The sequence below is a fragment of the Bacteroidia bacterium genome, assembly GCA_019695265.1.
Classification (GTDB): Bacteria; Bacteroidota; Bacteroidia; order JAIBAJ01; family JAIBAJ01; genus JAIBAJ01.
The window spans coordinates 1-13,655 of record JAIBAJ010000102.1 but is presented as its reverse complement, the minus strand read 5'-3'; the positions used below and the strand labels follow the sequence as shown (position 1 = coordinate 13,655).

Here is a 13,655-nt window from a genome sequence, read left to right as displayed (position 1 = left end):
AAACTGGTCTGGTCGGTGTCAAGTTACAGTGAAATTGTCAACCGAGTTTTGTCGCCCGAAAGTTTGTTTGGAAGTCAAAAGTCTGGTCGTTTTGGTGTCCGCCTAATAGTTGCAATGTTGTCTTTTACGCTTACTTATAACTACCGGCTACCTCCCACTCCATCTCCAATCCAGCCAATAGTATGCAAATATGTGAAATTTTAAGCAAAATAATACAGGTTTAATTTCATTTAATAAACATTCATATGCTATGGGCTAAAAAATAATACATAGCTACCCAAAATTAAGCAGATAGCTCTGAATTTGTTTGCCTTATTTGAAAAATAAGAAATTTGTAGGTAAAGAAAAGTAAATAGGAATAAAGTTTTGCTGGAAATATGTTCAGGCCAACTACCCCTTCATTACCCTTATCCGGCCTACCGAAGGCGACTATGTGAAATTTAATTCAATAAAAACAGGTTTTATCTCACTTTAATTACTTTCTTATTCCATTTACTTATGTAACAAAAAACCAATCAGAGTTACCGAATTTTATTCGGATAAGGCTAATTTTAAAGGTCAATTTATGCTAGAAAAATCTTCTTATACCGAATGTACATTATGTTTAGTCCAATTATAGGTAATAATTCCTATTGAAAAATTGGTATAACATACTGTAAACTCGGCATTTACCAATTTTGAAAATGCCGAGGATAAAAATAATACCGAATGGACATTATGTAAAGTCCAATTTTATTTATTAATTTTTCTTGAAAAAATTGGCCTAACATACTGTATCCTCGGCATTTACCAATCTAAATTTCTAAAAATCCTTCGGACTATTTACAAATTAAAATTGGTAAAAATGATTCCAGGAGGCCTAAGCGAACTGGAATCATATTATTTTTCCTCTCGGTATAAATTTATAAAAGCCTTCGGACTATCTATAAATTAAAATTGATATTAAAACAGACTGAAAAAAGAAAGTACAGGCAACTTACCAACCGTTCTGCCTTGCACGATCGCCCCGGGTAGGGATAGCAGTGGAAAGCCCACAGGAGACCTATGGCGATAGCCTAGGGCGACGAGGACTTGGAACGAATAGCCCGGACCTGAGCCCGATAAGGTGTGGTTGAATGCAAATTTAATGCGAAGGTACCCGCATAAAACTTAAAATAAACCACTGAAACTTACTTACATTTATCTAAGAATGGCTGATGATTACCTTGTGGGTTAATTGGCCCTGACTACCGGATAGGCGAATGAAGTAAATACCCTCGTAAACACTTTGAACATCAAAATAAGTGGTGGTGGTGCCTGCCTTAATCTCGGAACGCATGATTACCTTGCCGCTAATATCGCAAAGCTCTACCACTGCATTGCTCCTGACTAATCCCTTGGCTTGAACCGCTATGAAATCGTTGCTAGGGTTGGGAAAAGTGAATACCTGTATGCTTTGATCATCTACTTTTTGAACTCCTACCGGTTGGTTATAAATGGTAGTTGCCTCGCTTACCGCGGTTACCTTTTGAGCATTTTTTACTCCATAAAACGTAGGCCCAACAACGTAAGGATAGGCCGAATTCCAATTGGCATCAACCGTAGCAAAATAGCAATAAATCCCGTTTGGATACTCCGGAGTAACACAAAAACGTCCGTTGTGCTCATCCAATATGTCCGGTGTGGCCGCAGATGTGGGAATATACTCGTAATCTTCCCGAAAATAACCCAATGGGTAAGTGGTACTAACGGCAGGACCATCATTAACATCGGTACCATCGGCCCAAATAGTGCGGGTAGTGATGTTGCGAAGGTGATAACCTGATTTCATGCGTACGATAGGTCCGCTGCCGTCTGCATTGCGGTAGGCATAAGCACCGTAAATGGGATAACCATCGTAGGCAAATCCAATGAGTGGGGAATGTTGAGTGCTGTCGATGCTATATAATCCTTCGGCATCATATAAATTACAAATGGTGGAAATGACTGCCAAATCTAAATTAAAAGCACTGGGGTTTTGATGGTGATGGTAATTGCCCTGTGCCGGATGCCCTTTGCTGCAATCGAAACCGGCCTTCTCGGCTAATACTGCATCGCGGTTCCAAGGCATATTGGCTGCCGGTCCACCCGGACAAGGTGGATTACCCGGACCACCACACAAGGCATTGGTAGTGGAATTCCAGGCTACTCCATCGCGGTAATCGAACAAGGCAACGCCATTGATAAACAAACCAATGTTGCCGCCGGTGGTTGACGTTAAAGTGCCGGTATTGGGAGCCGGAACCAAGGGAAGTTTGAAAATTCCGGCTTGGTCGGTAGCTAAGGAAGGATTGCCATCTAAAAAAGGTCCGGTAGGATAGGCGGGAACACCGGTGGTATGAACATATACCCAATTGGTTGAATACTCTACCTGCTGGCAATTAACCAACAAGCCGTTGCTTACCGGAGTTGGATTTCCGCTGACATAATAACTGCCTGTTTGGGTAGTGTTTTGCAGCCAGGAAAGAATAGCAGGATTGGTTTGTGCCGCTGATTGAAGTGCAATACAACAGGCAAAAATGAAGGTAAAGTAGTTAAATTTCATGCGTCGATTGGACGACGAATGTAAGCATTGGTTTAAGGCTTTTCTTCTTTTGGATATAAATTTTGGGGATTAAATATAAATTTTCGATCATCCAGGCATTGGAGAAAGGCTATTATGTCGGCTTTATCGTTGTTGGAAATCGGTTCCGGCATGATGGCTTTGGCCTTGGGATGGGTGGAGGTGGAAAGTTCCTGGTAATGACGTAAGACGTTGTTTAGTTGGGAAAAACGTCCGTCGTGCATATACGGATAAGTATATCGGAGATTGCGCAACGAAGGGATTTTGAAAAAAAGGGAATCGGAAGGGATTTTGGTAATGGAATACCTTCCATAATCCTGGAGTAGTTCAAGAACAGGGAGTCCGTTATTGGCTAATTTTCCGGAGGTGAAGAGAGGTTCGGTGTGACAGGCGTTGCAATGCTTTAGAAATAGGTTGTAGCCTCTTTTTTCGGGGGAAGAAAATTGGGCCTTACCCAGGCGAACACTGTCGTATTTGGAATGAAAGGAAACTAGACCCAATTCAAATTGGGCAATGGCAGTAATGATTCTATGGGAAGTAATTGCCGTATCACCAAAGGCTTTTTTGAATAAAAGCGGGTAAGAACTTGACGTTTGGAGTTTAGAAATAACCCGGTTGATGGAAGAACCCATTTCGCGTGGGTTGTGAATGGGTGCTAATACCTGGGCGTCGAGGCGATTAATAGCTCCATCCCACATAAACAGGGATTGCCAAGCTAAGTTAAATAAGGCCGGGGCGTTTCTGTTTCCTATTTGATCGTCAATTCCATGGCTCAACGCATGATCGGTATGGGCAAAACCATTGTAGGGTGAATGACAGGAAGAACAGGAAATGCTGTTGTTTTCGGAGAGAAGTGGATCGTAAAACAATTTACGCCCTAAAAACACCTGATGCTTGTTTTGAGGAAGTGCTTGCAAAGGTTTGGGAAAATAGGACGGAATGTGCCAGTTACCCTTTAAGGAGATACAAGCCAGGGCAAGAAACAAAATACCAATTTTCGCCTTCATGGTTTTACAGAGAAGCAGGATTGAACAATTTTCATTCCTTCATTGGCCTCGGCGCCGGGAGAAAGCAAGTCTAACTTACCCAGTTGCCTGATATAAGCAATCAAAGGGTAGATATTCAGCTCTAATCCGGAGGTGGAGCCGGGATTAACAATTTCCAAATGTTGAACTGAATTATTGGGAAAGGAATAACCACCTAAATGAAATTGAAAATGTTTTTCGATGGAATTCATTGGAAGGAAACTCCCTTCCAGTTTAAAATGAATAAATCCATTTTGCCAGGTCCAGTACATTCCATGAATAGGATCCAAATCGTTTGAAAAATTGGTTTGGAGGTTAGTGAGGCTGTCAACCCCAATATCCAACTGAAGCGGCTGGGATGATTTTTTATACAGCAATCGGCAAGACTTTAAGGAAGCAAAATCGACCAATTTGTATTCTTTCTTCGCCTTTGAATTAGAAGAATATGGTAAACTCAGGTAGGTAAGCAACTTATTAATTCGAACCGAATCCTTTAATTCCGGGCACCAGAAGGAAACACCAAGCTCAACAGGGACGGAATTACACACCAGGTTAAGTTTTAAGGTGTCGGTTTTTTGGGCTTTCACCATGGATGACAAACCCACTAAGAAAAAAATCACTTTCCGGCGCATGGTAAATGGACCCGAAAGGTATGCTTTGGTTTAATTCGAACTAATTTTTGGTGTGTAAAATCTCGTACACATCCAATGCATCTTCAAGGCTTATGGATTGATTATTCAAGTATGCTCTTATCCCGGCCTGGTTGAGTCCGGCTTTAATGATCTCCCTCCTAATTTCTTCGGCCTCGGTTGGATTCTCGAAGCTACCTACTAGGAAACGTCTATCCTCCGGACCATTATTGACCATTTCTACACCATATTTAGCGATATATGAAGACAGTTTTAACAAAGCTACTTTAACGTGGTAGCCGCTTAGTTCCACCTTAAAGGTAAGCACATCTTTCCGTTTAACAGTTTCAATGCTTTTGGCTTTGACCGGAATGGGCTCTTCCGCTTCCTTTTTCTTTCTGGTTTTAAATTCGGTAGGTTCGGGACTCAGGGGTTGTAGGCTGGAAGCAACAGCGTTGACTTTCTTTTCCTTAACGGCAAATGCTTGGTCGTAACCTTCGTTCAAAAGTTGCTCTTGACGGGATTGAGCTTGCTTAAAGTCGTTGTAACTGCCGATGGTATAAACGACAGTACTATCATTGAGACGGGTTTCAACCAAACCTTCCATTGTTTTGAGCTTTTGGAGAAATGCCATGGGAATGCTACGTCCATAAGTACCTACGTGAATAGTATAGGCCGAAGGATTTTGCTCTATTAAATAATCCTCCAAATCTTTTCGATAAATAGGATTTCCTTCCTTTATATCCAGACTTTCTTTATCAATGGTTACACCATATAAATCAGTTACTGCCGAATCGGGGGTATTTACTTCCAGATCAAGGTAATCCGGAATACCATCCGAATCAAAATCGAGCGGGCAACCCCAGGCATCTGTTTCAATATTTTCGGGAGTTTCGGGGCATTTGTCATAAAGGTCAATTACCCCATCGCCATCCAAATCTTCATAGGTCATAAAAAGAAAATCTTCGTAATTGATCTTTTCCTTCTTGGAATAGACATTGAAGCTAAAACGTGCATACGTGTAAATGTAGCCATCATTTCCGCTTTTTCCTTTGTAGTCGGATGGGTTATTCGCCAATTTGGTATCGGCATCTAAATCGTCGGAGAAGGAGACAAAGTACTGTGAACCAACTTTAAAGCTTAGCTTATTGGAGATATTAAAGCCTATCCCTAATCCAATAGGAATGGCAAAAGTTTGCTTTGATTTAAGCACAGAATGTTCATAGATATAATCCCGATCGTTATAGGCTGGCCGGGTATCGAAGTAGTTTCCGGGAGGTCCAACCCTTGACATGCCATCTGGCCAGTAATAATATGGTAACAAGCAGTTGCAAGAATCCTGAAAGCTACCCAAATCTTCCGAAACCTGGTAATTCATGTATGCAAAACCAATGTTTACAAATGGGTAAAGCATGGTTTGCCGTTTAATTAGGTTATAAAAATTATACTCCAGGTTGATTTGCGTATTCCAGAATTTATTTTCAAAATTCCGGTGGTAAGATTTTCCATTTTCATTTCCACTTAATTTACCTTGAAGATAAGAAAGGGAAATATCTAATGAATTGGAAAGGTTGATAGAAAAACCTGCATCCCACCCTACCCTATTGCCAAACATATGGATTCCCGGAACCTCTTTATCCTTGATATCCCCTTGAAAAATAAAGCCACCGGCTCCAAGAAAAATTCTTGGCAGAAAACGGTAAGGACTTTTCTTTTTAACCAAGGAATCTGAAACCAGAGAATCAGAAGCGATCTTATTTTCGGATGTATAATCTACTTCCTGCTGTGCAGATAAGCGGTATGAAATTGCGAAAAGCAAGACCAGGAAAACAAAATTTCTTTTGGACATGGAAGTTAGTAATTTGATAAGGGTTAATATCAAAAAACAGGTTTGTAAAAAATCCCTTATCCAAACCCTAACTACTTGTTAGTGAATAATTCAATTAGATTTACCTAAATCCTACCAACCAATAGATTAATACAATGGTGGAAGAGTTTCAACTAGTTCAAGTTTTCAAATGGAGGGCAAAACTAAACTAATAATTAAGATACCAACAAGGAGGTATTAAATTTTCGACCAATACCCAATCGTCCGGAAATTAATTTAATTTTTCAGCAGGACTTTAGTACCTAAAGTTTGGTTACGGAAGGAGGCCTTTAACAGGTAAGTACCTGAAGCTAAGTTAGTTTTAGGATGAAACTCGACAGATTGGCCTTGATTGGACATCCATAGCATTTCATCCACTTTTGCCCCGGTAGAATTAAATAATTCAAATTTTATTAAAGGAAATAAACCCGGGTTGAATTGGATGGTTAAAGAGGATTGAAAAGGATTAGGAAAACAGGTCCAATCAGCCAATAAATTTTGAGGATGAGAAAGTTCATCCATTCCTGTATGATCTAGGATAGGGCAATGACCGGGAATATGTGCATCCATCCATTCAATGCGACGTTTAATCCAATCGATGGTATTTTCAATTTCTTCTGAATAGGTTTGTGCAATAGGTTCAGGATTGGGCCAAACATATGAACCCAGAATAGGCCAATATTCAAAATTACGTTGTTGAGCTTCGTGGAGAAAAAGTGCACGTTCTCGCATAGAATTAGCCAGGTATGCGGTATCCAGGAAGGTGGACCTATTGTGCCACCATTGACAATAAAATTCATTTTGCCAAACGGTATCTTCCATTAATCTTTTCCACCAGAACGGATTTTGATAACCATCGCCACAAACTTCATATTGCCAACCTGCGGGGTCGGCTCCACCGTAATAATCTGCATTTCTCCAGGCCAAATCATAATCCCAAATTGGTCCAAGTTTTATTTTCCCACCTTTGCTATCCTTATCCTTATGTAAATAGGTACTTAAGCGATAGGCATCCACATTTTTGCTTAACTCATTAATGATGGTTGCCGAAATAAAAGATGGAAAGTCAATGTGGCGGCGATAGCCTATTGATTCATCCATAAAATTAGGAGACATCAAAGCCAGTTCAAAACTATCCATTTTGGACTGAATATATGCGGTTTGTTGGGGTGTTACAACATCCGCAGCGGGATATTCCAGGAGGAAGAAATTAGTATCGGGACTATTTTCGTCGCATGGATGAATTTTAGAACGCCAGGCAAAAGAATTATCACTACCGTTGTATCGATCGATTTTCCAAATATAACCACCTGTGAGTTCGTCTCCAAAATTATCCGAAACGGTTAATTTAGAAATGGAAACCCTGTTTTCATCCTTTTTGATTTTTTCCAATAGCACATAAACACCTTGGTATTCTCCATTTAAAACCAATTCCACATACCGTGACCTGGAAGCATAATGTCCCATTTGATTGAATAGCTGATAAGACATTACATTCCTCATCAGGGTTTTATCTGTGAAGGAAGCATGTAATACCCAATCACTTTGAGGTGGTAAATCCAATATGGCGGCATCACTATCGTTTTGATTTACATCCCAAACCTCAAACCCAAATGACTTTTTGGGAAAGGACTGAGAACTTGCACCCCTATGCTCAATTCCGATGGTACCATGAAAATCATCCGGTAAATCGTTGATGAAATTCCTTAAAGGCAAAGGATGGTCAACAATCTCCATCCTGGCCAAAATTTTAGGTTCATCCTGTATGGTTTGATTAAAGGTATTTATTCGAATTATGGGCAAATTGGATGATTCAAAATGAAATGGTATTGCCGGATTAGTTCCAAACGTAATGGACCAATCTAACAAAGTACCTTCATCAGCCCCGGGATAGGTATCATGAATAAGCAGACGCCATACTCCATTAGTGGGTTGCCCATTGTTAACCAAGGCCAAACTAGCCTCCGGACGAAAGGTACCGGTAAACGGATAAGCTCCTTGGCTAATAACCAATTCTGACTCCTGATTAAAGCAAGTATTTACATATCCATCCTGATCGCCACCATTACCGGAAGTCAATTCAATTTGAGTACCGGATGGAGAAACAAGAAAAATATCAAAATCACTGATCCAGGTATGTGTTACATTAATACAAACACTTTCCAGCCCAAATAATGTATCACAGTTAGAAGGAGTAACCCCTGAAATTGGTAAATCGAAGTAATAAAATCCACCATCATCCGGGACATTGCCGCCATTGCCTGTAAATGTTTGTGAAAGGATTGCAATCGGACTAAAATAAAGGAACAGGATAGTAAAGCTTAGTCTGCTAATCATTTAATTTTACTTAGGGTAAGTGTTGAGTATGGTTTTTCTTCAGATAGGTTATTCAGATATTACTCAAAATTATATAATTTTTTTCAGTTTAAATATAATATTATAGCATGTCTTTCCTTCAATTTTGCAAAGCAATTAAATCAAAACCAAGGACTTCCATTTCTTGGGTATTTTTTATAAATGTATTACTTGCCAAACTCTATAATGAAAACATTTCCGACCAATTTTTATGGAAAAAGAAACAAAGCATTTATTCCTGATTTTCCTATCTACAAAAAGTCAGATGAGGAAATCAATTCCGGAATAGAAGAATTTATGGAGTTAATTGATGAAATCTTGGCTTCTGAAAGTTTCAAGAAAAATGCCAGGTCGAAAGGGATTTTATTAACGATTAAACAATTTGGAACCTTTTCATTGCAAATCCAACAGCGGAAGTACCTAAATCGGCTGTTGAAACGGTATAAGGTCTCAACAAAAAATCAGATTAAAGCCTAACTCCAATTACCAAGGTATCGTCAATTTGTACCAAATCACCCATCCAATCGGTGAATTCTTTTTCAATTACTTTGCGTTGTTCAGAAGGATTTAATTGGTGGATATCTAAAAGTAAACTTTTAAACCTGTCATATTTATATTTTTTACCAAGTGGTCCTCCAAATTGATCTGCAAAGCCATCGGTAAAAATATAAACGGTATCACCTTTTTCGTAAGGAATTACGTGGTTGGTGTACTTTTTAGGAGAATCTCCAAAGGACAAACCTATTGGAAATTTATCTGCTTTCGTTTCAATCATTTGACCATTTCTAATCAAATAAAGGGGATTATAAGCCCCGGCATATTCCAAAGTTTGTTCTTTTGGATTAATGCAGCAGAAAGCAATATCCATTCCATCTTTTACACTGGCATCTTCAACTGTTTGTCTTAAGGTATGATTCACACCTTGATTGAGTCTATCCAAAATTTTGGATGGCTCACCAATTTTATGTTCACGAACAGCATCATTGAGTAAATTATGTCCAACAATACTCATAAATGCGCCGGGTACACCATGACCGGTGCAATCTACAGCAGCAACAAAAATTCGTCCTTCATATTCATCAACCCAATAAAAATCACCGGAAACAATTTCCTTAGGACGGTAGAAGATGAAGGATTCCGGTAATAATTTAGAAATAAGGCTTTCAGGTGGAAAAATGGCTTCCTGAATCATCTTAGCATAATTGATTGAAGAAATCAAATCCCGATTCTTCTCTTCAACTTGCTTGTTGGCATCCATTAATCTTTTATTTGACCTCGATAATTCATTGGAGCTTAATTCCAAGGCTCTTTCAAGTAAAACCCTATCTTGCTCGTAGTGTTCATAAGCACTGCTAATGGCAGAAAATAGCTCATTGAATTCCTCCGGAATAGTAATCCCCCCCCTTAAATAGCGCCCTATCTGGCGTTGTAAAAGTTTATTAAACATTGGTATTCCTTAGGGTTGAAGTTTATATTTCAGAGAAAGTGGTAATTGTCATTGTTTGGTTGTGTAACTCACATTTCATTTCAGATAAAACCGGGGAGATTTCACCATAGGAATAAAATCCGGCCAAGGCTGGTTTCTTACCAAGTACCTCCCTAACCGCCTCCACCTCTTCTTCGATTCGTTGATCGAGAACAATTTTCCTTCCAACACAACTTATGAGTACTGCCAAATCAGCCGATTCTGTGTTCAGGTTATCGTAACTTTGTTCAGCAGCAATGGAGGCTCCATCTATTAACTTATCAAAATTAGCTTTCATTAGCCTAACGATTGCACCCTCCGGAATATCACCGGCAAATGTCATTGAATTGGATTCCTCGTCAATTCCTAATATAGTTCGAACCAACACATCGGAGTCTTCATTATATTTCATTCCTAGAGGAAATAATAGGGCTGAACCCGGAAGTTCTTTTGCCTTTTCACCCAAATACATTTTATATAAATCCAAGGCCGATTGATTATCTAATTCATACAATACATTTCCTTTTGATTTAGTAACCAATCGTTCTGCACCAAATAAATCCCATCCACCCAATGAACCATGACCAATTCGAATATTTGAGCCATAAAATCCAATGGCAACAATATTACCCGGTTCGGGATTGGAATTCAGACCAACCAAGGTTTTTTCGAACCTGGTTCCATCCCCTGCTAATCCACCGGTAACCTTTACTTTAAATTCACTGGTTAATCCCTTAACGAGCTCACTTCCATTTACCAAAGCTCCATCCGAAAGAACCATGATATGATTTAATTCCTCCGAGAATAATTCTTTACTAATGTCTGCCCCGGCCTCATAACTTCCTGAAAATTTGGTAATTGGCTTACAAATAACGCGGATAGGCGTTTTCTCAAAGGAAATTGCAGTAGCGGTTACCGCATTGTCATAAACTTGAGTATCAAGAATATCTCCACTCGTAGATGCAATTACAATCTGAGCTTGAGGAAATAAAACTTTAAGTTGATCAAAAATTGGATTATTTTGAAGCTGCATCCGCTCTCCAAAAACTAAAACCAACTGATAATTTGAAGAAACTTCAGATTCTCCTAATTCTTTCCATCCCAATTTTTCTTCCCAGAGTAATTGTTTTGTTTGCATAAGGGGGTATTTTGATTCAACTTATACCATAAAAATAGGATAAAGGTTATAGTAAACCTCTTAAAAATAAAAAGTTAGACCAGGAAAGAAAACCCACTAACGAAGGATGACAATTTTATTACAAACCTACTTTTTGAGTCGTCCAACTTTTTCGAAAATTCTCCAAAATTCTTGAAAATCAACCTAAAAACTCTTTGCCAATGCCAAAAAGTCATTTACTTTTAAGGAAGCTCCGCCTATTAATCCGCCATCTATATCTTGGCATGAAAACAATTCCCTGGCATTTCCCGGATTACAAGAACCCCCATAAAGCAAGGGTATTGTATTCCCTTTACCTAAGTACATTTTAGACAATATAGTACGTATAAAATTATGAACCTCCTGTGCTTGTTCCGGAGTTGCATTTTTCCCGGTTCCAATAGCCCAAACCGGTTCATAGGCTATAACCATATTTTCACTAAATCCTATGCCATGGAGACCTTGCTCAAGCTGAGACTGAATAATATTAAAATAATCACCATTTTCCCGTTCTTCCAATGTTTCACCAACACATAAGATAGGAAAAAGACCTTGTCCTAGCACCGTAGCAACCTTCTTATTTATTTCTGAATCAGACTCTGAATAATACTTTCTTCTTTCACTATGCCCTAATATGACATACTTGCAACCTAAAGAATGTAACATGGATGCTGAAACTTCACCGGTATAGGCACCGTTGTTGGCAAAATGGCAATTCTGCGCAGCTAACCGGATTGGATAGGAATGAAGCCTGGAATGAATAATCGAAAGAAAAGGAAAAGCAGGGGCAATGGCTAATTCAACCGGAATTTCAAGCTCGTTTGACAAGTTACCATTTTGATCCAACTCATTCAAAAAGGCATTTACCTCCTCCAGAGTTTTATTCATTTTCCAATTTCCGACTAGAATTTTTCGGGCCATTCCTGTATTATCTGGTTTGTTTGATTTTTGCCATTTGATCTATTCGTTGCTGAGCTAAACTCATGGCAACTTTTTGAGCGGAAATATTCTCTGTTTGAGAAAGTTTGACAATTTGATAAACGGTATCGTAAATCTTCTCAGCCTGAGCCAATGCCATTTCCCGGTTATAACCTTGCAACTCGGAATAAACATTGATAATTCCACCGGCATTAATAACGAAATCAGGAGCGTAAACAATTCCTTTCTCTACCAACTGAGGACCATGAATATTCTCATCCTCTAATTGATTATTGGCAGCACCTGCTATTACAGAACATTTTAAAACAGATAAGGAATCGGAGTTTACAGTTGCTCCAAGTGCACAAGGCGAATAAATGTCCATTGGACGACTCAGAAAATCACTGGCATTTTCAACAGCCTCCACCCCGTGCAAGGATGCTACCTTATACATCCTGTCCTTATTAATATCAGTGATAAATACCTTGGCTCCTTCTTTTACTAAATGCATCACCACATTTTCTCCCACATGCCCAATCCCTTGCACTCCTATTACTTTTCCTTCCAGATTATCGGTTCCATAAGCAATTTTTGCACTTGCTTTTATACCCATGTAAACTCCATAGGCAGTAACAGGCGAAGGATTTCCTCCTCCTCCCATCCACTCGGGCAGTCCGGTTACATGTCGAGTTTCCATTCGAATAAACTCCATATCTCTTGTATCTACACCTACATCCTCTGCAGTTATATACTTTCCACCCAAACTATCCACGAATTTCCCAAAACGACGCATCAAAGCCTCATTCTTTAATTTACTTGAATCCCCAATAATAACTGCCTTGCCTCCTCCTAAATTCAAACCCGAAATGGCCGACTTATAGGTCATACCTCTCGAAAGCCTCAATACATCCCTCAAAGCTTCGGCTTCATTGTTATAATTCCAAAAACGGGTACCGCCCAAGGCCGGACCTAAAACAGTATTATGAATAGCAATTAAGGCTTTTAGTCCGGTCGATTCATCATAACAATAAACAACTTGTTCATGTCCACCTTCTTGCATAGAAGCCATTGGAGAACTACTAATCGCCTTATTTTCAGCAACTTGAATCATTTTAATATATTTTATTCAGGGCAAAGGTAACCTTAAAATTGTTGTTTTTTAATCTATCCTTCTAATTACTCGTATCCTTTTAATTTTCACCTCGATAGTTTAAACTACCTGTAATTTTAAGCCAAGATTTTATTCTATTCAATGACTCGGTGTTCTACCTTTGCAAATATTCCAGTTACCAAGGAATGTGTATTAAGAACCTGACAACAACCTATTTTGAAAAAATTAATTGAATTAAAAAATCAAATCGAAGTGCCAATTCGATTTCATGAAGTTGACGCAATGAATATTGTTTGGCATGGGCATTATCTCAAGTACTTTGAATTAGGAAGGGAGGCATTAGCTTTAGAGCATGGTTTCAGCTATTTATCTGTTTATGAGCTAGGTTACATGACTCCCATTGTAAAATCAACCTGCGAGCATAAAAGTTCCTTAACCTATGGAGATGTGGCCATTATTGAAACCACCTGGACAGAAACCCATTCGGCAAAACTTGTTTTTACCTATAAAATTTTCAAGAAATCGGACTTCACCCTTTGTGCAAAAGG

11 protein-coding genes are annotated in these 13,655 nt (G+C 39.0%); 2 read left to right on the top strand and 9 right to left on the bottom strand.

Annotation, left to right across the window (positions count from 1 at the left end; translation table 11 throughout):
• Positions 1–1,183: 1,183 nt before the first annotated feature.
• The 5 genes from K1X82_12565 to K1X82_12545 form a co-directional block, all read right to left on the bottom strand.
• Positions 1,184–2,563: a YHYH protein gene (locus tag K1X82_12565; protein ID MBX7182939.1), complete on the bottom strand. Its 1,380-nt coding sequence runs from the start codon at positions 2,561–2,563 to the stop codon at positions 1,184–1,186.
• A 32-nt stretch (positions 2,564–2,595) separates the two neighbouring features.
• Positions 2,596–3,588, bottom strand: a complete 993-nt coding sequence (locus tag K1X82_12560) for a cytochrome-c peroxidase (GenBank protein MBX7182938.1) — start codon at positions 3,586–3,588, stop codon at positions 2,596–2,598.
• Complete coding sequence (locus K1X82_12555) at positions 3,585–4,226, bottom strand: hypothetical protein (protein ID MBX7182937.1); 642 nt, start codon at positions 4,224–4,226, stop codon at positions 3,585–3,587. Before K1X82_12555 ends, K1X82_12560 begins: the two co-directional genes overlap by 4 nt.
• 52 nt (positions 4,227–4,278) lie before the next feature.
• Positions 4,279–6,084, bottom strand: a complete 1,806-nt coding sequence (locus tag K1X82_12550; GenBank protein ID MBX7182936.1) for an outer membrane beta-barrel protein — start codon at positions 6,082–6,084, stop codon at positions 4,279–4,281.
• Positions 6,085–6,339: 255 nt separating this feature from the next.
• Complete coding sequence (locus K1X82_12545) at positions 6,340–8,439, bottom strand: CotH kinase family protein (protein ID MBX7182935.1); 2,100 nt, start codon at positions 8,437–8,439, stop codon at positions 6,340–6,342.
• A 204-nt stretch (positions 8,440–8,643) separates the two neighbouring features.
• Between K1X82_12545 and K1X82_12540 the strand changes: the two genes are divergently transcribed.
• Positions 8,644–8,934, top strand: coding sequence for a hypothetical protein (locus tag K1X82_12540; protein MBX7182934.1), 291 nt, complete (start codon positions 8,644–8,646; stop codon positions 8,932–8,934).
• On the opposite strand, the gene K1X82_12535 is transcribed toward K1X82_12540, so the two are convergent.
• The 4 genes from K1X82_12535 to K1X82_12520 form a co-directional block, all read right to left on the bottom strand.
• Entirely contained in the window at positions 8,924–9,904 is a 981-nt protein-coding gene (locus tag K1X82_12535) for a SpoIIE family protein phosphatase (protein MBX7182933.1), read from the bottom strand. The genes K1X82_12540 and K1X82_12535 overlap by 11 nt on opposite strands.
• Positions 9,905–9,926: 22 nt before the next feature.
• On the bottom strand, positions 9,927–11,060 hold the full coding sequence (locus tag K1X82_12530) for an FIST C-terminal domain-containing protein (protein MBX7182932.1): 1,134 nt from the start codon (positions 11,058–11,060) through the stop codon (positions 9,927–9,929).
• A gap of 183 nt (positions 11,061–11,243) precedes the next feature.
• Positions 11,244–11,999 carry a triose-phosphate isomerase gene (tpiA, locus tag K1X82_12525; protein ID MBX7182931.1) on the bottom strand — a complete coding sequence of 252 codons (756 nt, stop codon included), beginning with the start codon at positions 11,997–11,999 and terminating at the stop codon, positions 11,244–11,246.
• A gap of 7 nt (positions 12,000–12,006) precedes the next feature.
• Positions 12,007–13,065: a leucine dehydrogenase gene (locus tag K1X82_12520; protein MBX7182930.1), complete on the bottom strand. Its 1,059-nt coding sequence runs from the start codon at positions 13,063–13,065 to the stop codon at positions 12,007–12,009.
• A 258-nt stretch (positions 13,066–13,323) separates the two neighbouring features.
• On the opposite strand from K1X82_12520, the gene K1X82_12515 reads away from it, so the two are divergent.
• Positions 13,324–13,655: acyl-CoA thioesterase (locus K1X82_12515; protein MBX7182929.1), on the top strand; the 332-nt coding region annotated here is incomplete at its 3' end.

Excerpts from the sequence above, each read along its gene's own strand:
- K1X82_12535 (MBX7182933.1), bottom strand. The coding sequence starts at position 9,904 with ATGTTTAATAAACTTTTACAACGCCAGATAGGGCGCTATTTAAGGGGG.
- K1X82_12550 (MBX7182936.1), bottom strand. The coding sequence starts at position 6,084 with ATGTCCAAAAGAAATTTTGTTTTCCTGGTCTTGCTTTTCGCAATTTCA.
- K1X82_12545 (MBX7182935.1), bottom strand. The coding sequence starts at position 8,439 with ATGATTAGCAGACTAAGCTTTACTATCCTGTTCCTTTATTTTAGTCCG.
- K1X82_12565 (MBX7182939.1), bottom strand. The coding sequence starts at position 2,563 with ATGAAATTTAACTACTTTACCTTCATTTTTGCCTGTTGTATTGCACTT.
- K1X82_12540 (MBX7182934.1), top strand. The coding sequence starts at position 8,644 with ATGAAAACATTTCCGACCAATTTTTATGGAAAAAGAAACAAAGCATTT.
- K1X82_12530 (MBX7182932.1), bottom strand. The coding sequence starts at position 11,060 with ATGCAAACAAAACAATTACTCTGGGAAGAAAAATTGGGATGGAAAGAA.
- K1X82_12560 (MBX7182938.1), bottom strand. The coding sequence starts at position 3,588 with ATGAAGGCGAAAATTGGTATTTTGTTTCTTGCCCTGGCTTGTATCTCC.
- tpiA (MBX7182931.1), bottom strand. The coding sequence starts at position 11,999 with ATGGCCCGAAAAATTCTAGTCGGAAATTGGAAAATGAATAAAACTCTG.
- K1X82_12520 (MBX7182930.1), bottom strand. The coding sequence starts at position 13,065 with ATGGCTTCTATGCAAGAAGGTGGACATGAACAAGTTGTTTATTGTTAT.